Origin of the sequence: Salmonella sp. K21076 (assembly GCF_039650795.1) — a bacterium.
In the GTDB taxonomy this organism is placed as follows: domain Bacteria; phylum Pseudomonadota; class Gammaproteobacteria; order Enterobacterales; family Enterobacteriaceae; genus Salmonella; species Salmonella enterica.
Window position 1 is genome coordinate 24,374 of record NZ_JBCLYA010000013.1, and the last position, 22,198, is coordinate 46,571.

24 protein-coding genes and 1 other annotated feature are annotated in these 22,198 nt (G+C 52.0%); of the genes, 9 read left to right on the forward strand and 15 right to left on the reverse strand.

What is annotated here, in order from left to right; all coding sequences use genetic code 11:
- Nucleotides 1–189: 189 nt before the first annotated feature.
- From pdeR to osmB, 4 genes are all read left to right on the forward strand, one after another.
- The gene (gene pdeR / locus AAYN39_RS06215; RefSeq protein WP_001772471.1) at nucleotides 190–2,172 is read left to right on the forward strand and encodes a cyclic di-GMP phosphodiesterase; all 1,983 of its coding nucleotides are present in this window, start codon (nucleotides 190–192) and stop codon (nucleotides 2,170–2,172) included.
- Between the two features lie 121 nt (nucleotides 2,173–2,293).
- Nucleotides 2,294–2,473 carry a hypothetical protein gene (locus tag AAYN39_RS06220; protein ID WP_001279854.1) on the forward strand — a complete coding sequence of 60 codons (180 nt, stop codon included), beginning with the start codon at nucleotides 2,294–2,296 and terminating at the stop codon, nucleotides 2,471–2,473.
- A gap of 86 nt (nucleotides 2,474–2,559) precedes the next feature.
- Entirely contained in the window at nucleotides 2,560–3,312 is a 753-nt protein-coding gene (locus AAYN39_RS06225; RefSeq protein ID WP_001088593.1) for a DNA-binding transcriptional regulator YciT, read from the forward strand.
- Between the two features lie 260 nt (nucleotides 3,313–3,572).
- Nucleotides 3,573–3,791: an osmotically-inducible lipoprotein OsmB gene (gene osmB / locus AAYN39_RS06230; RefSeq protein WP_000480930.1), complete on the forward strand. Its 219-nt coding sequence runs from the start codon at nucleotides 3,573–3,575 to the stop codon at nucleotides 3,789–3,791.
- A gap of 119 nt (nucleotides 3,792–3,910) precedes the next feature.
- On the opposite strand, the gene yciH is transcribed toward osmB, so the two are convergent.
- The 5 genes from yciH to pgpB all read right to left on the reverse strand — a co-directional run bounded on the left by yciH (nucleotide 3,911) and on the right by pgpB (nucleotide 7,563).
- Nucleotides 3,911–4,237 (reverse strand): stress response translation initiation inhibitor YciH, encoded by a 327-nt coding sequence (gene yciH / locus AAYN39_RS06235; protein ID WP_001285199.1) that lies wholly within the window; start codon nucleotides 4,235–4,237, stop codon nucleotides 3,911–3,913.
- Nucleotides 4,237–4,974, reverse strand: coding sequence for an orotidine-5'-phosphate decarboxylase (gene pyrF, locus AAYN39_RS06240; RefSeq protein ID WP_001763993.1), 738 nt, complete (start codon nucleotides 4,972–4,974; stop codon nucleotides 4,237–4,239). Before pyrF ends, yciH begins: the two co-directional genes overlap by 1 nt.
- A 190-nt stretch (nucleotides 4,975–5,164) precedes the next feature.
- Nucleotides 5,165–6,334, reverse strand: coding sequence for a lipopolysaccharide assembly protein LapB (lapB, locus tag AAYN39_RS06245; protein ID WP_000891378.1), 1,170 nt, complete (start codon nucleotides 6,332–6,334; stop codon nucleotides 5,165–5,167).
- A 6-nt stretch (nucleotides 6,335–6,340) separates the two neighbouring features.
- Nucleotides 6,341–6,649, reverse strand: a complete 309-nt coding sequence (locus AAYN39_RS06250; RefSeq protein ID WP_000876300.1) for a LapA family protein — start codon at nucleotides 6,647–6,649, stop codon at nucleotides 6,341–6,343.
- Between the two features lie 149 nt (nucleotides 6,650–6,798).
- Nucleotides 6,799–7,563: a phosphatidylglycerophosphatase B gene (gene pgpB, locus AAYN39_RS06255; protein ID WP_000948651.1), complete on the reverse strand. Its 765-nt coding sequence runs from the start codon at nucleotides 7,561–7,563 to the stop codon at nucleotides 6,799–6,801.
- Between the two features lie 195 nt (nucleotides 7,564–7,758).
- Between pgpB and ribA the strand changes: the two genes are divergently transcribed.
- A complete protein-coding gene (gene ribA, locus AAYN39_RS06260; RefSeq protein WP_001176284.1) occupies nucleotides 7,759–8,349 on the forward strand; it encodes a GTP cyclohydrolase II in 591 nt (196 codons plus the stop codon).
- 55 nt (nucleotides 8,350–8,404) lie between these two features.
- Here ribA and acnA read toward each other — a convergent pair whose 3' ends face one another.
- The 6 genes from acnA to topA form a co-directional block, all read right to left on the reverse strand.
- Nucleotides 8,405–11,080 (reverse strand): aconitate hydratase AcnA, encoded by a 2,676-nt coding sequence (gene acnA, locus AAYN39_RS06265; protein ID WP_000099459.1) that lies wholly within the window; start codon nucleotides 11,078–11,080, stop codon nucleotides 8,405–8,407.
- 182 nt (nucleotides 11,081–11,262) lie between these two features.
- Nucleotides 11,263–11,355, reverse strand: a complete 93-nt coding sequence (gene ymiC / locus AAYN39_RS06270; protein ID WP_223148964.1) for a small membrane protein YmiC — start codon at nucleotides 11,353–11,355, stop codon at nucleotides 11,263–11,265.
- A 109-nt stretch (nucleotides 11,356–11,464) separates the two neighbouring features.
- On the reverse strand, nucleotides 11,465–11,635 hold the full coding sequence (locus AAYN39_RS06275) for a hypothetical protein (RefSeq protein WP_000029027.1): 171 nt from the start codon (nucleotides 11,633–11,635) through the stop codon (nucleotides 11,465–11,467).
- Nucleotides 11,636–11,776 carry a YmiA family putative membrane protein gene (locus AAYN39_RS06280; protein WP_213083417.1) on the reverse strand — a complete coding sequence of 47 codons (141 nt, stop codon included), beginning with the start codon at nucleotides 11,774–11,776 and terminating at the stop codon, nucleotides 11,636–11,638.
- Nucleotides 11,777–12,056: 280 nt separating this feature from the next.
- Nucleotides 12,057–13,031 (reverse strand): HTH-type transcriptional regulator CysB, encoded by a 975-nt coding sequence (gene cysB, locus AAYN39_RS06285; RefSeq protein ID WP_000776231.1) that lies wholly within the window; start codon nucleotides 13,029–13,031, stop codon nucleotides 12,057–12,059.
- 410 nt (nucleotides 13,032–13,441) lie between these two features.
- Nucleotides 13,442–16,039 (reverse strand): type I DNA topoisomerase, encoded by a 2,598-nt coding sequence (gene topA / locus AAYN39_RS06290; RefSeq protein WP_000513593.1) that lies wholly within the window; start codon nucleotides 16,037–16,039, stop codon nucleotides 13,442–13,444.
- 402 nt (nucleotides 16,040–16,441) lie between these two features.
- On the opposite strand from topA, the gene AAYN39_RS06295 reads away from it, so the two are divergent.
- Complete coding sequence (locus tag AAYN39_RS06295; RefSeq protein WP_000548616.1) at nucleotides 16,442–16,693, forward strand: YciN family protein; 252 nt, start codon at nucleotides 16,442–16,444, stop codon at nucleotides 16,691–16,693.
- A 41-nt stretch (nucleotides 16,694–16,734) separates the two neighbouring features.
- Here AAYN39_RS06295 and sohB read toward each other — a convergent pair whose 3' ends face one another.
- Complete coding sequence (gene sohB / locus AAYN39_RS06300; RefSeq protein ID WP_000422082.1) at nucleotides 16,735–17,781, reverse strand: protease SohB; 1,047 nt, start codon at nucleotides 17,779–17,781, stop codon at nucleotides 16,735–16,737.
- Nucleotides 17,782–18,018: 237 nt separating this feature from the next.
- Between sohB and AAYN39_RS06305 the strand changes: the two genes are divergently transcribed.
- Both AAYN39_RS06305 and cobO read left to right on the forward strand, forming a co-directional pair.
- Complete coding sequence (locus AAYN39_RS06305; RefSeq protein ID WP_000559310.1) at nucleotides 18,019–18,780, forward strand: YciK family oxidoreductase; 762 nt, start codon at nucleotides 18,019–18,021, stop codon at nucleotides 18,778–18,780.
- On the forward strand, nucleotides 18,777–19,367 hold the full coding sequence (gene cobO, locus AAYN39_RS06310; RefSeq protein WP_001278854.1) for a cob(I)yrinic acid a,c-diamide adenosyltransferase: 591 nt from the start codon (nucleotides 18,777–18,779) through the stop codon (nucleotides 19,365–19,367). The genes AAYN39_RS06305 and cobO overlap by 4 nt, the downstream gene beginning before the upstream one ends.
- 86 nt (nucleotides 19,368–19,453) lie before the next feature.
- On the opposite strand, the gene rluB is transcribed toward cobO, so the two are convergent.
- The 3 genes from rluB to rnm form a co-directional block, all read right to left on the reverse strand.
- Entirely contained in the window at nucleotides 19,454–20,329 is an 876-nt protein-coding gene (gene rluB / locus AAYN39_RS06315; protein ID WP_001291233.1) for a 23S rRNA pseudouridine(2605) synthase RluB, read from the reverse strand.
- A 100-nt stretch (nucleotides 20,330–20,429) separates the two neighbouring features.
- Nucleotides 20,430–21,050: an L-threonylcarbamoyladenylate synthase gene (locus AAYN39_RS06320; RefSeq protein WP_000077250.1), complete on the reverse strand. Its 621-nt coding sequence runs from the start codon at nucleotides 21,048–21,050 to the stop codon at nucleotides 20,430–20,432.
- A gap of 7 nt (nucleotides 21,051–21,057) precedes the next feature.
- On the reverse strand, nucleotides 21,058–21,939 hold the full coding sequence (gene rnm / locus AAYN39_RS06325) for an RNase AM (RefSeq protein ID WP_000500433.1): 882 nt from the start codon (nucleotides 21,937–21,939) through the stop codon (nucleotides 21,058–21,060).
- Between the two features lie 121 nt (nucleotides 21,940–22,060).
- Between rnm and trpL the strand changes: the two genes are divergently transcribed.
- Nucleotides 22,061–22,105 (forward strand): trp operon leader peptide, encoded by a 45-nt coding sequence (gene trpL / locus AAYN39_RS06330; RefSeq protein ID WP_010989026.1) that lies wholly within the window; start codon nucleotides 22,061–22,063, stop codon nucleotides 22,103–22,105.
- Nucleotides 22,082–22,177 (forward strand) — a sequence feature (Trp leader region). It overlaps the preceding gene by 24 nt.
- Nucleotides 22,178–22,198 lie beyond the last annotated feature (21 nt).

Below are 22,198 nucleotides of genomic sequence, written 5' to 3' on the forward strand. Positions count from 1 at the left end.
ATGCTCTAAGTTTAATCTTATTCAAGCGCCCCATTTCTTGTTATTTTTAGCTGGCGACTATGCTTTTTCCAGAATCTGGATTACATATGAATACATAGATAAAACAATATGTTCAGCCATAATTACCCTTATTTATAACATGGCTAACCTTTCTTTTCGGGCACCTGGCGCTTAAATGGGATGGTACGCATGATGAAACAGATTCAGGAACAAACGGCGCTAAATCCCCTTCACTCTCACTGGCGTCTGGCTGATGACCGCAACGTGCTGTATCTCTCCCCGACAGGTGAAACGGATGCAGAAAAAACGGTTGAGCTATCGCCGGAGCAAGCCGGGCGTATCCGGGAAATAACGGCGATTACGTCCAGTCTGCTGATAACGTTGTTGATAGAAAAACAGGTTACCGCTGTGCACCTGGTAGGCCGTAAGATTAATAACCGTGAATGGGCTGGCAGCCTGGCAACCTGGCCTGATACGCCTGCCGTCGCGCCAACGCAGGCGCAGGAACTCTCTTTTGCCGAGCAAATCGTATCAGAAGCCAACTCAGTCATTGCGATACTGGATAGTCGGGGAAAAATCTGTCGATTTAATCGGTTATGCGAAGAGTACACGGGCTTAAAAGAGCGAGATGTAATTGGTCAAAGCGTATTTAAATTATTTATGAGTCGCCGGGAGGCGGTTGCCTCCCGACACTACATTGAGAATTTTTTTCGCAATGGCAATGCCTATGAAATCGAACGCTGGATAAAGACTCGTAAAGGCCAACGTCTGTTCTTATTTCGTAATAAATTCGTCCATAACGGTAGCGGAAAAAACGAAATCTTTCTGATCTGCGCAGGCACGGATATCACCGAAGAAAGGCGGGCTCAGGAGCGTTTACGCATACTGGCGAATACAGACACCGTCACCGGCCTGCCCAATCGCAATGCTATTCATGAATTTATTAATCATGCTATTGCCTCGGCTGGCGAGTCGCAGGTGGGTATCGTTTATCTCGATCTGGATAACTTCAAGAAAATTAATGACGCCTATGGGCATATGTTTGGCGATCAGCTCTTACAGGCCGTTTCACTGGCGCTGTTGAGTTGTCTGGAGGAAGATCAATTGCTGGCCAGACTGGGGGGAGATGAATTCATTGTCCTCGTTGCCCATACGTCTCAGGCCGCGCTGGAAGCAGTAGCCTCACGAATCCTTACCCGGCTGCGGCAACCGTTTCGCATTGGACTCATTGAAGTTTACACGGGATGCGCCATTGGCATTTCGTTGGCCCCCCGGCACGGACAGGACAGCGAAAGTCTCATTCGCACTGCCGACACCGCAATGTATAACGCCAAAGAAGGCGGCCGCGGTCAGTTCTGCGTTTTTTCGCCGGAAATGAATCAGCGCGTATTTGACTATCACTGGCTGGATACAAACCTGCGAAAAGCGCTGGAAAACGACCAGTTACTTATTCACTATCAGCCCAAAATTACCTGGCGCGGCGAAGTACGTAGCCTGGAAGCGCTGGTACGCTGGCAATCGCCGGAACGCGGATTAATTCCGCCGCTGGAGTTCATCTCATACGCCGAAGAGTCAGGACTCATCGTCCCGCTGGGCCGCTGGGTGATTCTGGATGTAGTTCGCCAGATTGCGAAATGGCGCGATAAGGGGATTAACTTGCGCGTAGCCGTTAACTTTTCGGCGCGACAACTGGCCGACCAGACGCTTTTTACTGCGCTTAAACAGGCTTTGTACGATCTGAATTTTGAGTATTGCCCAATCGATGTCGAGCTAACGGAAAGCTGCCTGATCGAAAACGACACGCTGGCGCTATCGGTTATCCAGCAATTTAGTCAGCTCGGCGCCCAGATTCATCTGGATGATTTTGGCACAGGGTATTCTTCGCTTTCTCAACTCGCCCGGTTCCCTATTGATGCCGTTAAACTGGATCAGGCTTTCGTCAGAGATATCCATAAGCAACCGCTGTCGCAATCTCTGGTTCGGGCGATTGTCGCGGTGGCTCAGGCGCTAAATTTACAAGTGATTGCCGAAGGCGTGGAAAATGCTAAAGAAGATGCCTTCCTGACAAAAAACGGCGTCAATGAACGACAGGGCTTTTTATTCGCCAAACCTATGCCCGCCGTTTCTTTTGAACGCTGGTACAAACGTTATCAGACGAAAAAAATGCGTTAATGGCGGCGATAATAGGGAGAACAGCCTGTGCAGACAGGCATAGCCCTATTTTTCCCTTCTCTTTTCAGATTAATTTCTGCATCATGAATTGAAACCTTTTCTGACATTAAGGATGACAAACATGTCTGATATCGAAGCACAACGAATTGCCGCACGCATTGATACCGTGCTGGATATCCTTGTTGCTGGCGATTACCACTCGGCCATCAATAACCTTGAAATATTGAGAGCAGAGCTGTTAGATCAGGTTAAAGACGGTATCTCGCCATCCCAGGCTCCCGGGTCGCCCTGGGAAATCTGATAGCGATTATTTGTCCGGGATGGCCGTTAGCCCTTCCCGGCTCTCTGACTGTCTGTTGACTCCTCTTAACGAATAAAATTAATACTATGAACTCCCGACAACAATCAATTTTGCAAATGGTGGTTGATAAAGGCCAGATGAGCGTTGCTGAACTGGCGAAAATTACCGGCGTATCTGAAGTCACGATTCGTCAGGATCTGAATACCCTGGAAAAACAGAGCTATTTACGCCGTGCGCACGGTTTCGCCGTTTCGCTTGAGAGCGATGACGTAGAGACTCGCATGATGACGAACTACACGCTAAAACGCCGACTGGCGGAGTTCGCCGCCTCGCTGGTCAGTCCTGGGGAATCCGTTTTTATTGAAAATGGCAGTAGCAATGCGCTATTGGCCCGGACGCTGGCGGAACAAAAAGATGTCACGATCATCACCGTGAGCAGTTATATCGCGCATCTGCTCAAAGAAACCCCTTGCGAAGTCATTCTCCTCGGTGGAATCTATCAGAAAAAAAGTGAAAGCATGGTAGGGCCGTTGACGCGACAGTTTATCCATCAAGTGCATTTCAGCAAAGCATTTATCGGTATTGATGGCTGGCAGGCTGATACCGGCTTTACCGGACGCGATATGATGCGATCGGATGTGGTTAACGCTGTTCTGGAAAAAGGCTCAGAAGCGATTGTCCTCACCGACAGCTCCAAATTTGGCTGTGTGCATCCCTATCCCCTGGGCCCGCTCTCTCGCTTCCATCGTGTCATTACGGATTCCAAAATTTCCGCCAGCGATCAAATGCAGTTAGAGCATGCAGGGCTGCTAGTCAATGTTATTGGCTCATCCGTTTAAAATATTTCCCGATGGTTTGCCCTCTATGGCAAATCATCCTCTCTCTAAGACTTTTCTGACATCCCAATTAAGACTATTTACCTGTTGTAACGAGCGTAACGTCGTAAAATTAATATTAGCGAAATAACAGGAAGTGACTATCACCTGCGTGATATACCCCTGCGCAATCAGGTTTTACGGAAAATCTCTTAACATGTTTTATTTTAACTATAGTTATAGTGAGCTTAATTCCGTGAATCGTTAATTCAGGAGAGAGTATTATGTTTATGATGAGCAAAAAAATGGCCGCTGCTGTGCTGGCAATCACCGTAGCAATGTCTCTGAGCGCCTGCTCAAACTGGTCCAAGCGCGATCGCAACACGGCTATTGGCGCAGGTGCGGGGGCGTTAGGCGGCGCAGTGTTAACGGACGGCAGTACATTAGGCACCCTGGGCGGCGCGGCGGTCGGCGGCGTGATTGGTCACCAGGTTGGAAAATAATCCAGACGTTTAAATATTGAACGGCTCAAAATAATACGTTTATTCTTTTCAGGTCTGGATTACAAAAATAGACAAAGTTGACTTTTACGCCACGGCAATTTACAACCGTGGCGTTTTCATTAGCCGCCAGCTAATTTTACTTTCATTCCTTTAGCTTCCAGCAATGATTTTATCAAGTCGCGTTTATCACCCTGAATTTCAATAATCCCTTCTTTTACTGCCCCGCCACAGCCGCATTTTTTCTTCAGTTCAGCCGCCAGTTTGGTTAATTCCGCATCATTCATCTCGATACCGGTAATCAAACATACGCCTTTACCCTTACGGCCACTGGTTTGACGCTGAATGCGAACGATACCATCCCCTTTGGGACGAACCGGCGCCGTTTTAGGTTCTTCAATGCGCCCCGTCTGTGTTGAATAAACCAGACGACTATTGGAATCGCTCATTATGCCTCCCGTTTCAGTGACGCGTTAATATCCTTCAGCGTTTGCGCCGGATCTACCGATTGCGTAACCGGGCGGCCAATCACCATATAGTCGACGCCAGCGGATAATGCCTGTTCGGGCGTCATAATGCGTCGCTGGTCGCCTGCCTCGCTGCCTGCGGGCCGAATGCCCGGCGTCACCAGCTTAAATGCAGCGCCAAAGGCCTGTTTAAATCTGACAGCTTCCTGAGCGGAACAGACCACGCCATCCAGCCCGCATTGCTGCGTCAGGCGCGCCAGCCGCTCCGCATGTTCCGCCGGTGACAACGTCACGCCCAGATCGTGTAGATCGCTGGTTCCCATACTGGTCAACACGGTCACGGCAATGAGCAACGGCGCATCTTTACTGAATGGCGCCAGCGCGTCGCGCGCTGCGGCCATCATTCTCGCCCCACCAGACGCGTGAACGTTTACCATCCAAACGCCCAGGTCTGCCGCTGCGGCGACTGCCCGGGCCGTGGTGTTGGGAATATCATGAAATTTTAGATCAAGAAAGACATCAAACCCACGTTGCTGGAGATCCCGAACGAGTTGTGGACCAAACAGCGTGAACATCTCTTTGCCCACTTTTAAGCGACAATCGCGAGGATCGATTTTATCGACAAACGCCAGGGCTTTATCGCGTTCATGGTAATCCAACGCCACAACGACAGGCGATTCAGTAATAGCGCAGGAAGAAGATGAAGCAGTAAACGTCATGACCAGACCTTCTTGATGATGGGCACCGGAAGTGGCGCAAATTGGATAAACGGCGTGCATTCTACCTGCGGCGCAGGGAAATTAACAGGTTCGATTGACAACCTGATAAGCCCTGGCCGCCGATGCCAGCGTCGTTTCTTGTCTTATGTCATTAAGTATGTTGTAACTAAAGTGAGGTTTTTTTTATATACTACTGCCCATCAAGTCCGCGAATAGGTTTAATGGTCGACCATGCCCGGCAGGACGGACAGTGCCAGTACAAGGTATAGGCGGTAAAACCGCATTTCTGACAACGATACCGCGGTTTACTGCGCACCTGCTCGCCAACCATATCACGCAGTACCATCAGGCTTTCTTTCGCTCGCCCTTCTTCCGCCTCATTGAGATGGTAATCCATCAGCTTATGGAACACCCGCATGGTAGGATGTCGCTGTAGCTGACGCGTGATATAGACTTGAGCTGCGTCACTACCTTCACGCGCTTCCAGAATATCGGCAAGCATTAACTCAGCGCCAGCACCGGTATTCTCCTCAACGGCGCGACGTAAAAACTCCGCCCACTCGGCATTTTTACCGAGCTGTTGATAACAGGTTTGCAACATCTCCAGCGTTTCGCTGACCAGCTCTTTATCCTGAACGATCACACGTTGCAGGCTTTCGACCGCTTTGGCGTAATCCCCTCTCGCCATATAAACGCGCCCCATCATGATAGACACCCGGGCGCTATTTTTATCTGCGGCGGCACCTTTTTTCAGCAACGCCATCGCGCGATCCATGTCGTCGTTGCCCATCTGCTGTAACGCTAACTCACAGTAAAAGTGGGCGATTTCGATACGCTGTTTATCTTTGCCCAGTTTCACCAGCCGTTCTGCTACTTCGATCGCCTTTTGCCAGTCGCTGGTTAGCTGATAGATTTGCAAGAGCTGCTGTAACGCGCCTACGCGAAATTCCGTTTCGTCGGTAAGTTGGTTAAACATATCTTCCGCGCGGTCATATAAACCGGCGGCCATATAGTCGCGCCCCAGTTGCTGAACAGCCAGTAAACGCTGTTCATAGGTCAATGAAGCGCTTTCCATGAGCGTTTGATGAATACGAATGGCGCGATCGACTTCGCCGCGAGAGCGAAACAAATTACCGAGAGTGAGATGAGCCTCAACGGTGCCGGTATCCTCTTTAAGCATATCGAGGAACAGATCCACCGCTTTATCTTGTTGGTTACTCAGCAGGAAGTTAACCCCTGCGACATAATCGCGCGACAGGCGGTTAGCTTCATCCTGTTTTGTTTGTTGCGCACTTCTGCGACCCATATACCACCCATAGGCAGCGGCTACAGGCAACAGCAGAAATAACAACTCCAACATAAATGATTATTCCTTTACAACCGACGAATCGGCAGGGACCGCAACGTCGGTTGCTGGCGAGAGCTTGTTTTCCAGTCGTTTAATTTTACGTTCAGCGCGGGCAAGGGAAACGCGGATCCGCAGCCAGAACAGGCCGCAAATCAGCCAGCCAATCGCAAAACCGACGGCGAACAGCACAGCAAGCAACGTGGAGATACGATACTCCCCTTGCGCCAGCAGGTAGTTAAACGTCACCTGTTGATCATTCTGCGCGCCCAGCGTCACCGAAATAACAAAAATCGCCAATACCAGTAAGAAAATGAGTAAATATTTCACATTACTTCCCGTTATGTGGTTTGCGCGAATAAATCGTGTCCAACTTACCGCATCCAGCCTTCTAAATTACCATTTTCCCGCCTCGCGCGAAATGGAAATGCGCCCACCATCAGATGATTTAAGGGCAATAGTCAGAAAATCAACCGTTGTCAGCTTTCCTGCTCGCGTTCAGCAATTTCTTGCGCTTCTTCGCGAGGCGGCATAAGCGGCCCGCAAATTCGCTGCGCCAGCCAGGTCGCCAGGGTAACTAATAGCCAGGAGATGAGCGTGGCGACCACTAAATCTCGCGGCCAGTGCATTCCCAGAAGCAAACGGCTGCCCATTACGCCGGTCGCCCAGACTAACAAAAACGCGATGGTGAAAGTCCGTCTGCGCGGCCATAACAGACCCACGGCCAAAAGCGCCCAGCTCGCTGCAAACATGGTGTGTCCGGAGGGAAACGCAAAGCCCGTCTCTTTTTGCCAGTGCTGACGCAGGAAAACGGGGATGTTCTGTTGCCCGGCCAACTGCTCTTTCACTAAATGTCCGCGTTCTGTACGCTTTAAAGTGTAGAACTCATCGACGGGAATATGGTGCGTTTTTTCAAGCCAGACCACAAATGGCCGCGGCTCCTGTACGCGCTCCTTTACCCATGACTTCACGCCCTGCCCGACGATAATCGCCCCACCGAGAATCGCAAACAGCATAATGGCGGCGCGCAGGCGAAATCGCAGGCACCATAAGAACCATCCACAAAGAATCACATGCGTGATAACGCCCCAGGGTTTGGTCACGGTTTCCGTTATCCAGAATAGCGTTTTTAGCCACCAGACCTGATGTCCTGGCTGCCACTGCCAGCCTGATACCCATACGGCAAGCGGCATGATAAGCAACAGGGCGGCGCCTGCCGCGGTGCGCCTCGCAATTGAAAGCATGGATGCTCCTTTTATAAGTAAGTATCACAATCATAACTGAAAATTCTCGCCGGACTGGAAAATTGACAAATTTGTGCCATTCCTGAGCAATTACGTGGTAGTGATTAGGTGATGACCGCCGCCTTATGGCAAAATAGCGGGATACAGGCCAACAGGCGACGACACCGCAGGCGTCAGCATAATCTGGAGAAATACATGCAGCTTAAACGTGTGGCAGAAGCCAAACTGCCAACCCCATTGGGTGACTTTCTGATGGTGGGATTTGAAGAACTGGCAACCGGACACGACCATGCCGCGCTGGTTTTTGGCGATATTTCAGGTAAAACGCCAGTACTGGCTCGCGTTCATTCCGAATGTCTTACCGGGGACGCGCTTTTTAGTCTGCGCTGTGATTGTGGTTTTCAACTGGAAGCCGCGCTGACGCATATTGCGGAAGAAGGACGCGGTATTCTGATTTACCACCGTCAGGAAGGCCGCAATATCGGCCTGCTTAATAAAATTCGCGCTTATGCGTTACAGGATCAAGGCTATGACACGGTGGAGGCCAATCATCAGCTCGGCTTTGCCGCCGATGAGCGTGATTTCACCCTGTGCGCGGATATGTTCAAATTACTCGGCGTGGATGAAGTTCGCCTACTGACCAATAATCCGAAGAAAGTCGAAATACTGACCGAGGCGGGAATTAATATCGTGGAACGCGTTCCGCTCATTGTGGGTCGTAATCCAAATAATGAGCATTATCTCGATACTAAAGCGGCCAAAATGGGCCACCTGCTAAGCAAGTAAGCCACCGGTATTAAAGCGCGGGCCTGCCTGTTTACGGCAGGCCCGATAAACGGCTTTAGTTCAGCATATTTCTAATGACATAGTGCAATATGCCGTCATTCTGGTAGTAAGTCAGCTCGGTGGCGGTATCAATGCGACAGCGACAAGGCACCGTTTCTTTGCTGCCGTCCGCTCTCGTTAACATAACCGGAATGGTCGCGCCAGGGCGCAGATTTTGCAGATCCGCGATATCAATCACCTCTTCCCCGGTCAGTCCCAGCGTTTTACGCGTTACGCCCTGTGGAAACTCCAGCGGCAGGATCCCCATCCCAATCAGGCTTGAGCGATGGATACGTTCGAACGACTCGGCGATCACCACGCGAATACCTAACAGCCGCGGACCTTTTGCCGCCCAGTCACGGCTCGATCCCGACCCATACTCTTTCCCGGCAATTACCGCCAGCGGCGTTTTTTCCTGCTGGTAGAGCATCGCGGCATCATAAATCGACATCGCTTCCGTACCCGGCAAATGCCGCGTCATCCCACCTTCGACGCCGGGCAGCATTTCGTTGCGAATACGAATATTGGCGAACGTACCGCGCATCATCACTTCATGGTTGCCGCGCCGTGATCCATAGGAGTTAAAATCCTTCCGCTCAACGCCGTGGTTTTGCAGATAGCGTCCGGCGGGACTGTCCGGCTTGATACTGCCGGCCGGGGAAATATGGTCGGTCGTCACCGAATCGCCCAGCATCGCCAGGATACGCGCGCCGTGGATATCTTTGACGGGTGCAGGCTGGGCCTGCATTTCATCAAAGAAAGGCGACAGGCGGATATAGGTTGAATCCGACTGCCAGCCGTAGGTATCGGACGATTCAACCTGAATCGATTTCCATTCTTCCGTGCCCTCAAACACTTCCGCATACTCTTTACGGAACATATCCGATGATACCAGTTCAACGGCGCGGGCAATTTCCTGCGCCGAAGGCCAGATATCCTTCAGGTATACCGGATCGCCTTTACGATCGTACCCCAGCGGGTCTGTCGCGAGGTTAATATTCATGTTTCCGGCCAGCGCATACGCGACCACCAGCGGCGGCGACACCAGCCAGTTCGTTTTCACCAGCGGATGGATACGCCCTTCAAAATTTCGGTTACCGGAAAGCACGGCCCCTACCGTCAGATCGCCTTTTTTAATCGCGGTCTCAATAGGCTCCGGCAACGGACCGGAGTTCCCGATACAGGTCGTACAGCCATAGCCGACCAGGTTAAAACCGAGCTCATCCAGATAAGGCGTAAGTTTGGCCTGCGCCAGATAGTCAGATACCACTTTTGACCCCGGCGCCAGAGAAGCCTTGACCCACGGTTGACGCTTCAACCCCAGCGTTACTGCCTTTTTCGCCAGTAATCCCGCCGCCATCAGCACGCTGGGATTCGAGGTATTCGTACAGGAGGTGATGGCGGCAATGACGACAGCGCCATCCGGAAGCTGATATGGCTGTCCGTTCATCGTATAGTCAACCGGCTGGCGATCTCTTTGCGCGGTATTCAGCTCCAGCTCGGCGCTGGCGGCAAAGGCTTTCGGCACATCGCCTAACGCCACGCGATCCTGCGGGCGTTTCGGCCCGGCCAGGCTGGCCTCGACATCGCCCATATCCAGTTCCAGCGTACTGGTAAATACCGGTTCGTCACCGGGATTACGCCACATTCCCTGCGCCTTCGCGTAGGTTTCAACCAGCTCGATCAGATCGTCGCTACGTCCGCTTAATCGCATATATTCCAAGGTGATGGCGTCAATGGGGAAGAAACCACAGGTGGCGCCATATTCCGGCGACATATTAGCGATAGTCGCGCGATCCGCCAACGGCAGCGAATCCAGACCGTCACCATAAAATTCAACAAATTTACCCACGACGCCATGCTTACGCAGCATTTGCGTGACGGTTAGCACCAGGTCAGTGGCAGTGATCCCCTCCCGAAGTTTACCGGTTAACTTAAAGCCGACGACATCCGGGATAAGCATCGACACGGGCTGACCAAGCATCGCCGCTTCCGCTTCAATACCACCCACGCCCCACCCCAATACGCCCAGACCATTAATCATGGTCGTATGGGAGTCAGTCCCCACCAGCGAGTCCGGGTAAGCAATCCACTCCCCGTCCTGTAATTCGCTCCAGATGGCTTTACCCAGGTATTCCAGGTTAACCTGATGGCAAATGCCGGTGCCGGGCGGCACCACGCTGAAACGGCTGAATGCCTGCTTTCCCCATTTCAGGAACATATAACGCTCATGGTTACGTTCCATTTCCAGCCGCACGTTTTCTTCAAACGCATCATCATCGCCGAAATGATCGACCGTCACAGAGTGGTCAATAACCAGATCAACCGGCGATAACGGGTTCACTTTCGACGTATCGCCGCCGAGGCGTTTAACGGCTTCACGCATCGCCGCCAGGTCGACAACGGCAGGCACGCCGGTAAAGTCCTGCATCAGGACACGGGCGGGCCGCCAAGCAATTTCACGATCGGCATGGGCATTTTTAAGCCAACCGGCCAGCGCCTGAATATCTTCATCAGTCACAGATTCGCCGTCCTGCCAGCGCAACAGGTTTTCCAGTAACACTTTAAGTGATTTGGGCAAACGGGCGATATCGCCCAGGGATTTGGCAGCCAGCGGCAGACTGTAGTAATGATACGTTTTATCTTTGGCCTGCAATGTATCCTTACTGGCTTCTCGTAGGGTTGACGACATAGCTCCTCCTTTAATGACAGGGTTGCGTTACCCTGATTCTCCACAGGGTTGTATTAAAGATAACACAAACAAAATGTAACGTTTTGATAACAACCCAAATTGCTAAAAGAGGAGAAACCTAACAGGCGAGGAACGAAGATGAAAAAGCCCGATAAATAACGCATTATCGGGCTTTGACGAGATTAGACGGCAATCCAGATTAACTCGGCCCAGAACAGTAGCGATAATATAAACGCGCCAGTCCATGACCAATACTTTATATTTGACGTTAACATAGGCAACACCAACTGTGTTTAATCAATACTGAGAAGCGCTCAGCACACGGTTGCTGCGGTGTAATAAGACAGCGTTAATAAAACAGTAACGCCAATAAAAAGACGAATATTATTTTTGTGACACCTCGTCAGCAAAAGCATCAATAAATGCCCGCTGCTGCGGTGTGAGCGTCCAGTGTTGCGGAACAGACCGAAAAACGGTCGTATCCGGGGTGTTATCATCGTCACCAGATTGAATCGGGGGCGCGACCACGCGCTCGCGTTCCGACGTAATGCTCACTTAGCCCCACCAATGCCAGATAACAAGCGCTACCACTACCCAGAACAACGCAGAACCCACAAAAACCGCCAGCCATGCTTTACGTTTGAGCTCAGGGTCGCGGCGCGGTTCCTGGTTTTCAGAAGGCATTACTAACCTCATGCTATCGGTATCACTTATCATTTCAGCACCAAACAATCGGTACAATTAATCATCAGATGAGACAAATCCTAAATAAACTTTAGTCAAAAATCCAGTCAATTTACGAATCGTTGCCAGTGAATAAATCAATCTTTTGACTCAAGATAACTATTTGGAAAAAGAAACTGGCGGGACGGGTAATTCAACACTATTTTGCTGATCATTACCCGTAATACTTCGAGGGATATTGCAAAAGGCGGCTTTGTCTGCCATGCCACTACGACACAAACCCACGGTGATATTACTTTTCAGGCAGCTTTATATCCTGAAACATCGCTTCAATTTCTTCATTAGAACGCAACGCCACCGCCGTATCCACCACATCACGCGTCAGATGTGGCGCAAAACGCTGGATAAAATCATACATATAGCTGCGTAAAAAAGTACTACGGCGAAAACCAATTTTTGTGGTGCTGTGGCTAAAAATATCGTGCGCGTCAATCCGCACTAAATCAGGATCGGTAAGCGGATCGACCGCCATGCTGGCAATGACGCCAACGCCCAGCCCCAACCTGACATACGTTTTAATCACATCCGCATCGGTTGCAGTAAAGACGATCCGCGGCGTTAACCCTGCGCGATTAAAAGCGGTATCCAGTTCGGAACGCCCGGTAAAGCCGAAGGTATACGTCACCAGCGGATACTGCGCCAGCGCTTCGATCGTTATGGAAGACGTTGCCGCCAATGGATGATCCGGCGTCACCACTATCGAACGGTTCCAGTGATAGCATGGCAACATCACCAGATCGTCATATAAATGCAGCGCTTCCGTGGCAATCGCGAAATCGGCGTTCCCTTTCGATACCGCTTCCGCAATCTGCGTTGGCGACCCCTGGTGCATATGCAGCGAAACGCGCGGGTAACGCTCGATGAAGCCTTTAATCACGCCTGGCAATGCGTAACGCGCCTGAGTATGGGTAGTGGCAATATAGAGCGAGCCTTTATCCGGCCAGGTGTGCTCGCCGGCGACCGACTTAATGGCATCGACTTTGGAAAGCACCTCACGCGCAATACGAATAATCTCCTGACCTGCGGGCGTCACCTGAGTCAGATGCTTACCACTGCGGGCGAAAATCTGGATGCCAAGCTCATCTTCCAGCATCCTAACCTGCTTGCTGATCCCCGGCTGGGAAGTATACAACCCCTCAGCGGTAGAGGAGACGTTAAGGTTATGATTAACCACTTCAACAATGTAACGAAGCTGCTGCAATTTCATAATACATCATCCAGATTAGCGCCATCAGGCCATCGTTTATCTGCAGACATCATTGGGCTGCTAATACGATTTAATAATAAAAAAGATGTTAACTATAACCACTATATCATTTATATCTGAACTGTATAGCCAGCGCGATAAAATAATAAGCCCGCTATACCCAAAATAATTCGAGTGATTAAAGGCAACAAGCGAGTGAGTTCCCTGGAGCATAGATAACCAGGGGACTGGGGTGAGCGACAAATCAGCCGGGAGCAGATTTGAACGTCGCGTGCGACGGCCCGTCAGGGCGAGGCCCATAGATGGGCCGAGTAATCCGTAGCCAACACATAAGCCACTTGAAATATGAAGGGGATATAAAAAAGGGCCGCTTACGCGGCCCGCTTGACTACAGTGGCGACAGGCCGGGGTTATTTCTTACCTTCAACCCACTTGCCGTCGACGAAGAACGCTGACCATCCCGTCGCCTTCCCGTCTTTTTCCGCCGCAACGTACTGCTGTTTTGTTTTGCGGCTAAAGCGAACAACGGTTTTATTGCCTTCTGGATCCTGCTGCGGCGCATCCGCCAGATAACGCAGTTTTTCCGGCAGGCGATCGCGGAACCGGTAAAGCTCCTCGACTAATGGCGCGCGCGTTTCACGTGATTTCGGGAACGTATTGGCCGCCAGGAATATCCCTGCGGCGCCATCGCGCAGCACAAAGTACGCGTCCGATTTTTCACACGGCAGTTCCGGCAATGGAACAGGATCTTCCTTCGGCGGCGCAACTTCGCCGTTACGCAAGATCTTACGGGTATTTTTACATTCGTCGTTAGTACAGGCCATGTACTTACCAAAACGCCCCATTTTCAGGTGCATTTCGGAACCACATTTCTCACACTCAACGATCGGGCCGTCATACCCTTTGATGCGGAACTCGCCTTCTTCAATCTCGTAGCCGTCACAGGTCGGGTTATTACCACACACATGCAATTTACGCTTCGGATCGATCAGATAGCTGTCCATCGCCGTACCGCACTTCTGACAGCGACGTTTGGCGCGCAGGGCGTTGGTTTCGGCGTCGTCGCCTTCCAGCACGTTCAGAACTTCATTTTCCGGCACCAGGTTAATGGTCGTTTTACAACGCTCTTTCGGCGAAAGCGCATAACCTGAACAACCAAGGAAAACCCCCGTACTGGCAGTACGAATTCCCATTTTACGGCCACAGGTTGGACAGTCGATGCTGGTCAGCACCATCTGGTTAGGACGCATCCCCCCTTCTTCCGGATCTTTCTCGGCTTTATCGAGCTGCTGAGTAAAATCGCTGAAGAAGTTATCCAGCACCGCTTTCCACTCGGCCTGGTGATTCGCAACCTGATCCAGACTATCTTCCATCTGCGCGGTAAAATCGTAGTTCATCAATTCGCGGAAGTTTTCTTCCAGCCGGTCGGTGACGATTTCACCCATTTTTTCCGCATAGAAGCGACGGTTTTCAACGCGAACATAGCCGCGATCCTGAATGGTCGAGATAATCGACGCATAGGTAGACGGACGACCAATACCGCGCTTCTCAAGCTCTTTAACCAGAGAAGCCTCGCTGAAACGGGCTGGCGGTTTAGTAAAGTGCTGAGCAGGCGTCAATTCAAGTAGCGTCAGCGCATCGCCCTTATTCACGGCAGGCAATGTGCGATCTTCATCGCCTTTACGCAGCGCCGGCATCACTTTTGTCCAGCCGTCAAAGCGCAAAATACGCCCACGCGCTTTCAGACGGAATTCGCCTGCGCCAACGGTAAGCGTAGTGGAGTCATATTGTGCTGGCGTCATCTGACAGGCGACAAACTGACGCCAAATTAGCTGATACAACTTCTGCGCGTCAGCCTCCATGTCTTTCAGCGACTCCGCCATGACAGCAACGTCGGAAGGACGGATCGCTTCGTGCGCTTCCTGAGAGTTTTCTTTGCTGGCGTATTGGTTCGGGTTATCCGGCAGGTATTTCTTGCCGAAATTATCGCCAATATAGCCGCGCACCATGTTGACCGCATCCTGACTCAGGTTGGTGGAGTCGGTACGCATATAGGTGATGTAGCCCGCCTCATACAGACGCTGCGCCATCATCATGGTTTTCTTCACGCCAAAGCCCAGCCGGGTGCTGGCCGCCTGTTGTAGCGTGGAGGTGATAAACGGCGCGCCAGGTTTGCTGCTGGTCGGTTTGTCTTCACGCTCCAGTACGCTATAGCGCGCTTTTTCCAACAAGCTGACGGCGGCAAGCGTCTGCTCGCGATTTACCGGCCGGAATGGCTTGTCGTTCTGATGCGTGACCTGTAGCGGTAGTGCCTCGCCAGACGGCGTCGTCGTATTAGCGTCAATCTCCCAGAACTCTTCCGGAACAAACGCTTTAATCTCGCGCTCGCGCTCAACGACCAGACGGACCGCGACAGACTGAACGCGACCTGCCGACAAACCACGGGCGATCTTTTTCCACAGCAGCGGCGAGACCATATAGCCTACCACGCGGTCCATAAAGCGGCGCGCTTGCTGGGCGTTGACCCTGTTAATGTTCAGCTCGCCCGGCTGTTCAAACGCCTGGCGAATGGCATTTTTGGTTATTTCGTTAAAGACTACGCGACTGTAGCGCGCGTCATCGCCGCCGATCACTTCCCGCAGGTGCCATGCAATGGCTTCCCCTTCGCGGTCAAGGTCGGTTGCGAGATAGATGTGGTCGGCTTTTTCCGCCAACTGTTTCAGTTCAGAGACGACCTTCTCTTTACCGGGCAGCACTTCATAGTGCGCATCCCAGTTGTGCCACGGGTCAACCCCCATACGGTTGACGAGAGCGCCACGTTCATCCTTTTTGGGCTTTTTAGCCGTTTTGGTGGAGGTAGAGTCGGCGCTCTTTTTAGCTGCTGAGCCACTGGTCGGCAAATCACGGATATGACCCACGCTGGATTTCACCACGTAGTCATTACCCAGATACTTGTTGATCGTTTTGGCTTTTGCCGGGGACTCAACGATGACAAGAGCTTTACCCATATTCACCTTTACCTAAGTTGATTCTTCCAGGAATGCGTCGCACGTTGATTCACCTTCCACTGGCGACGAGACAACGATATATGGTCTCTGCGTCTGCGGATATCAACCCCTTGTACTGGCTTTGTGTACGAAATGTAACCCTCAGGTGACTGAGTTAACAGGCTTTTTTGCACACACGCGCTATAGCACGACGGAATTTTGGTCGAATGTCAAGCAATTCTGTTGCCAGATTGACGAAAGCGTCACACTGTACCTGATAAAATTCGATACGCAACTTTATTAGCATGCAAAAACAAATCTTGCCAGTGAACGCAACATGACAAATCCATCAATTTCCTGTGAGAATATTTGCCCATCAGAAGTGCTCAGCGTAGACTAATCTCCTTGTTTAAGGAGTAAAAAATGCATAAAGAGACGCAACCTATCGATCGCGAAACACTGTTGCTTGAAGCCAACAAAATTATTCGGGAACATGAAGACACGATGGCAGGTATTGTCGCCACCGGCGTAACGCAGAGAAATGGCGTGCTGGTTTTCAGCGGCGATTACTTTTTAGACGAGCAAGGGTTACCGACCCCTAAAAGCACCGCGGTGTTTAACATGTTTAAACACCTGGCGCATGTGCTGTCTGAGAAGTATCACCTGGTTGATTAATCCATGCCGGATGGCGCTGAATGCCATCCGGCAATAGCGGTTTACATCAACGGCTTTTGTCCACGCTGCCACCAGCGCAGCAGCAGCCGATCCGCGCTTTCCGCCGCGCTGCCGGTAACACGATCGATCAGTTTTTTACGCTGCATATAGCGCACATTCAGCACCTCGCGCCCTTCCATCAGGCCGAGGATAACCTCATCGCTGGTGTTAATCTCATCAACCAGTCCCTTCTCCAGCGCCTGCTGACCGTACCAGTGTTCGCCCGTGGCGACCTGTTCAATGTCCAGAGCCGGACGCATCCGCTGCACAAACTCTTTGAACAGATGGTGCGTTTCGTTGAGATCTTCACGAAACTTCTGCCGCCCTTCTTCCGTATTCTCGCCTAACAAAGTCAGGGTACGTTTGTACTGCCCTGCGGTATGCAGTTCAATATCAATGTCTTTACTTTTGAGAAAGCGGTTAAAGTTCGGGATTTGCGCGACAACACCAATTGACCCCACAATAGCGAACGGCGCCGCGATAATTTTTTCCGCCACGCAGGCCATCATGTAGCCTCCGCTTGCCGCGACTTTATCCACCGTCACGGTCAGCGGAATATTTTTATCGCGCAGGCGCTGCAATTGCGATGCCGCCAGGCCATAGCCGTGCACAACGCCACCGGGGCTTTCCAGACGCACAACCGCCCGATCGCCGGGTTTCGCCACTGCCAGCACCGCCGTGACCTCTTCGCGTAACGCATTAACTTCGTGAGCGTCCATACTGCCTTTGAAATCTATCACCCATACGCGCGGTTTGTCCGATGTCGCAATGTCCCCCAGCTTCGCTTTCGCTTTGGCGGCTTTCGCCTCCTGCTTATGCTTTTTTTTCTGCGCTTTATGCCACAGTTTTTGCTGATGGCCATCCATCAACGCCGCAGCAAGGTCATCCTTCATCTCCTGATACTGCTCACTCAAATTGGTCACGCGCAGCTCGCCGCGCTGACGTTTGCGTTGCGTAGCATTCACGATCAGCAGCACAATGACGGCAATGGCCACCACAACGGTGACGATTTTTGCCAAAAATAAGCCATATTCAGACAACAATTCCACGACTCCCACCTTGATTAAATAACGCGACTTGCGCTCAGTGTACAACAGGCATCGAAGTCAGTCTCTCTTCATCCGTATGCCTGTTGAGGAAGAAAAAGTATGACAAGACGTTCATTTTACGGCGTTATCGCCCCTGTCTGATTGAAAAAAAAGGCGCTTTCAGGCATAAACCCGAAAAGTTAACGCGAAGATAAGACAACCTGGCAGGACGGTGCACCACACCGTTGAGGAGTAGCCATGCATTACCAACCGAAACAAGATCTATTGCAAAACCGCATTATTCTGGTCACTGGTGCCAGCGATGGCATTGGGCGGGAAGCCGCGCTCACGTATGCGCGTTACGGCGCAACGGTGATTCTGCTGGGACGCAACGAAGAGAAACTGCGTCGGGTCGCGCAGCACATTGCTGACGAGCAACATGTTCAACCACAGTGGTTTACGCTCGATCTGCTGACCTGCACCGCTGAAGAGTGCCGGCAAGTGGCCGACCGCATCGCCGCGCACTATCCCCGCCTGGATGGCGTCCTGCACAATGCCGGGTTACTGGGGGAAATCGGCCCAATGAGCGAACAAGATCCGCAGATCTGGCAGGATGTCATGCAGGTAAACGTTAACGCCACCTTTATGCTCACCCAGGCGCTGTTACCGTTATTATTGAAGTCCGATGCCGGCTCGCTGGTCTTTACGTCATCAAGCGTTGGCCGTCAGGGACGCGCCAACTGGGGCGCCTATGCCACCTCGAAGTTTGCTACTGAAGGAATGATGCAGGTGCTGGCGGACGAATACCAGAACCGTTCTCTGCGTGTTAACTGCATTAACCCGGGCGGCACGCGCACCAGTATGCGCGCCAGCGCCTTTCCGACGGAAGATCCACAGAAATTAAAAACGCCTGCCGATATTATGCCGCTTTACCTGTGGCTTATGGGCGACGACAGTCGCCGTAAAACCGGTATGACCTTTGACGCCCAACCGGGCCGTAAACCAGGAATCGCCCAATGAGTGATGAACGTTATCAGCAGCGCCAGCAGAAGGTAAAAGATCGGGTTGACGCCCGTGTCGCCCAGGCACAGGAAGAGCGCGGTATTATTATCGTGTTTACTGGCAATGGTAAGGGCAAAACCACGGCGGCTTTCGGAACTGCCGCCCGCGCCGTAGGACACGGTAAAAACGTAGGCGTGGTGCAATTTATTAAAGGCACCTGGCCCAACGGCGAGCGTAATCTGCTGGAACCGCATGGCGTCGAATTTCAGGTGATGGCAACGGGATTTACCTGGGAGACGCAAAATCGCGAGGCAGACACCGCAGCATGTATGGCCGTTTGGCAGCATGGGAAACGAATGCTGGCCGATCCGCTGCTTGATATGGTAGTGCTGGATGAGCTGACCTATATGGTGGCGTATGACTATTTACCGCTGGAAGAGGTCATAAGCGCGCTAAACGCGCGCCCTGGTCACCAGACGGTGATTATTACAGGTCGCGGCTGTCACCGGGATATTCTTGATTTTGCGGATACCGTCAGCGAACTGCGTCCGGTTAAACATGCTTTCGACGCGGGCGTAAAAGCCCAGATGGGAATTGATTATTAACCGTAGGCCGGATTAAGGCGTTTGCGCCGCCATCCGGCACAAACCCTCTTGTCTGATGACTCTCGGCCTATAAACCACGGTAGAGATTACCCGTTGTTATTACGCCCACCGGAGCGGCGTCCGCCAGCTATCTGGCTGTGGCGTTTTACCGCCCGACGGATCTGGTTCGCTTTCATACGACGACGGTCTTTTTCGACGGCAACCTTCGACGAGGTTTCCGGCGGGAGCTCTACCAGACCACGCAGATAGTTCGTTTGCGCGAGGTCGAGCTCAGTCCAGCCGCCGCGCGGCAGGCCTTTCGGCAGCGGGATATCGCCGTAACGAACGCGGATCAGACGGCTGACCTGAACGCCTACCGCTTCCCACAGTCGGCGAACTTCGCGGTTGCGCCCTTCCGTCAGCGTCACGTTATACCACTGGTTAATGCCTTCGCCGCCGCTGAATTTAATGGTCTTAAATGCCGCCGGACCATCTTCCAACTGTACGCCACGGCTTAAATCACGCAGTTTCGATTCATCCACCTGACCGAACACGCGCACGGCATATTCACGTTCAACTTCGCGACTAGGATGCATCAGGCGGTTCGCCAGTTCACCGTCGGTGGTAAACAACAATAGCCCGCAGGTGTTGACATCCAGACGTCCTACCGCAATCCACCGCGCGCCGCGCAGTTTCGGTAAGCGATCAAAAACGGTTGGCCGCCCTTCAGGGTCATTGCGGGTACACAGTTCACCTTCTGGTTTGTAATAGGCCAGAACGCGGCAAATTTGTTCCGCCGACTCTTTCACCGAAATCAGGTGACCGTCGATACGGATTTTCAAACCGGGAGTGACTTCAACACGATCGCCAAGCGTGGCGATTTTACCGTCAACGCTGACACGTCCCGCTTCAATAATGGATTCGATTTCACGGCGAGAGCCGTGGCCAGCGCGCGCCAGCACTTTTTGTAACTTTTCGCTCATAGAGCTTCCTTCAGGTGTCGCCTTCACAGGCGTCGAACAGGAGAATGAACGGCGCGTTGCCGCGCCATTTTAAGGCCGCGTAGTATACAGGCTTACGCCCTTATAAGAAAGGTGTAACGTCGCCGACGCCTTCGCGCAGCACCACCGGGGAGTCATTGGTCAAATCGATTACCGTGGTAGGCTGTTGACCGAGGTAACCACCGTGGATGATCAGATCCACCTGCTTCTCCAGCCGATCTTTAATCTCCTCCGGGTCCGACTCGGTAAAATCGCTGCCAGGCAGCATCAACGACGTCGAGAGCATCGGTTCGCCCAGCGTATCCAATAACGCCAGCGCAATCGGGTTTGACGGTACGCGCAGGCCGATAGTTTTACGCTTTTCCTGCAACAGACGGCGCGGCACCTCTTTTGTCCCCTTCAGGATAAAGGTGTAATTACCCGGCGTATTGTTTTTCATCAGACGAAATGCCACGTTGTCGACGTAGGAGTAGGTCGACAACTCGGACAAATCGCGGCACATCAGCGTGAAGTTGTGGCCGTCCGGCAGATGACGGATGCGGCAAATGCGCTCCATTGCGCCTTTGTCTTCAATTTTACAACCAAGGGCATAGCCGGAATCGGTTGGATAAACAATAACACCGCCTTTACGCACAATGTCGACGGCCTGATTAATCAGCCGTTGCTGTGGGTTATCCGGATGGATATAAAAAAACTGGCTCATACTTCCCTCACTGTGATATTTGCGGCTGTTCCCATGCCTGCCATACGCCTTCAACGCCAGCGGGCAGCCAGAGTTTACGCCCCAACTCAATCCACGGGCAGGGCTGATGGAAATCAGATCCAAGCGATGCCCATAAATGATGCTGACGCGCAAGCGTCGCCAGTTGGGTGCGTTCATTGGGTGATTGTTGGCACTGCGCCACTTCCATCGCGTCGCCGTGATGGTCGGCAAAATGCGCCACTAATCTTTTCAGCCACTTAGCGCTAAGGTCGTAGCGTCCCGGGTGGGCCAACACCGCCTTACCGCCAGAATGATGAATGACATCAATAGCTTGTTCTATTGTACACCACTGCGGCGGAACGTAACCGGTTTTCCCACGCGCGAGATATTTTTTAAAAACCTCCGCCATGGTCGTGGCTTTGCCGCACTCCACCAGAAAGCGGGCGAAGTGGCCGCGCGTCACCGCGCCGCCATTGGCCAGTCTCAATGCCCCTTCCCACGCGCCGGGAATATGGGCTTTTTCCAGACGCTCCGCAATGAGCCGACCACGCGCCTGACGCCGATGTGTCTGCTGCGCTAGAAAATCGCGCATTGCCGGGTGCGCAATATCAATATTCAGACCCACAATGTGAATCTCATGATTCTCCCAGACCGTTGAAATCTCCACGCCGGGAATCAGATTCAGGGCCAGCCCGCAACGTGAAATTTCTTCTCTTGCCGCAGGAATCGCAGCTGTGGTGTCATGATCGGTAATCGCCAGCGTGCCGACTCGCATCTCTACCGCACGGTGTACTAATGTTTCTGGCGTCAACAGTCCATCGGACGCCGTGGTATGACTGTGCAGATCGTAAATCACTGCGTAATTCGTGTCGCTCAAGGCGGCTCCCATAGAGATAAAGGTATGTCATGTACATCATAACGGTTCCGGCAAATATACTGAAATAGGTGTTGACATTATTCCATTGAACCAGTTAACTAGTACGAAAGTTCACATGAAGAGGGTATCTAAAATGGCAGCGACATTTGCATTACACGGTTGGTGGCGCACTTCCTGATAGCGGGCGGTGTATGAACAGCTGTAATCAGCCAAACGATACCCGGCCCGCCTGTTAAGCGGGCTTTTTTTTGAACAAAATAATGAGAATAAC

Bases quoted from the DNA above. Each gene is read 5' to 3' on its own strand.
- acnA (WP_000099459.1), bottom strand. From the start codon at position 11,080: ATGTCGTCAACCCTACGAGAAGCCAGTAAGGATACATTGCAGGCCAAA.
- AAYN39_RS06280 (WP_213083417.1), bottom strand. From the start codon at position 11,776: ATGAGGTTAGTAATGCCTTCTGAAAACCAGGAACCGCGCCGCGACCCT.
- AAYN39_RS06295 (WP_000548616.1), top strand. From the start codon at position 16,442: ATGCATAAAGAGACGCAACCTATCGATCGCGAAACACTGTTGCTTGAA.
- ribA (WP_001176284.1), top strand. From the start codon at position 7,759: ATGCAGCTTAAACGTGTGGCAGAAGCCAAACTGCCAACCCCATTGGGT.
- AAYN39_RS06320 (WP_000077250.1), bottom strand. From the start codon at position 21,050: ATGAGCCAGTTTTTTTATATCCATCCGGATAACCCACAGCAACGGCTG.
- cobO (WP_001278854.1), top strand. From the start codon at position 18,777: ATGAGTGATGAACGTTATCAGCAGCGCCAGCAGAAGGTAAAAGATCGG.
- cysB (WP_000776231.1), bottom strand. From the start codon at position 13,031: ATGAAATTGCAGCAGCTTCGTTACATTGTTGAAGTGGTTAATCATAAC.
- yciH (WP_001285199.1), bottom strand. From the start codon at position 4,237: ATGAGCGATTCCAATAGTCGTCTGGTTTATTCAACACAGACGGGGCGC.
- osmB (WP_000480930.1), top strand. From the start codon at position 3,573: ATGTTTATGATGAGCAAAAAAATGGCCGCTGCTGTGCTGGCAATCACC.
- AAYN39_RS06220 (WP_001279854.1), top strand. From the start codon at position 2,294: ATGTCTGATATCGAAGCACAACGAATTGCCGCACGCATTGATACCGTG.
- pdeR (WP_001772471.1), top strand. From the start codon at position 190: ATGATGAAACAGATTCAGGAACAAACGGCGCTAAATCCCCTTCACTCT.
- topA (WP_000513593.1), bottom strand. From the start codon at position 16,039: ATGGGTAAAGCTCTTGTCATCGTTGAGTCCCCGGCAAAAGCCAAAACG.
- lapB (WP_000891378.1), bottom strand. From the start codon at position 6,334: ATGTTGGAGTTGTTATTTCTGCTGTTGCCTGTAGCCGCTGCCTATGGG.
- ymiC (WP_223148964.1), bottom strand. From the start codon at position 11,355: ATGTTAACGTCAAATATAAAGTATTGGTCATGGACTGGCGCGTTTATA.
- pgpB (WP_000948651.1), bottom strand. From the start codon at position 7,563: ATGCTTTCAATTGCGAGGCGCACCGCGGCAGGCGCCGCCCTGTTGCTT.
- AAYN39_RS06225 (WP_001088593.1), top strand. From the start codon at position 2,560: ATGAACTCCCGACAACAATCAATTTTGCAAATGGTGGTTGATAAAGGC.
- rnm (WP_000500433.1), bottom strand. From the start codon at position 21,939: ATGGGAGCCGCCTTGAGCGACACGAATTACGCAGTGATTTACGATCTG.
- pyrF (WP_001763993.1), bottom strand. From the start codon at position 4,974: ATGACGTTTACTGCTTCATCTTCTTCCTGCGCTATTACTGAATCGCCT.
- rluB (WP_001291233.1), bottom strand. From the start codon at position 20,329: ATGAGCGAAAAGTTACAAAAAGTGCTGGCGCGCGCTGGCCACGGCTCT.
- AAYN39_RS06305 (WP_000559310.1), top strand. From the start codon at position 18,019: ATGCATTACCAACCGAAACAAGATCTATTGCAAAACCGCATTATTCTG.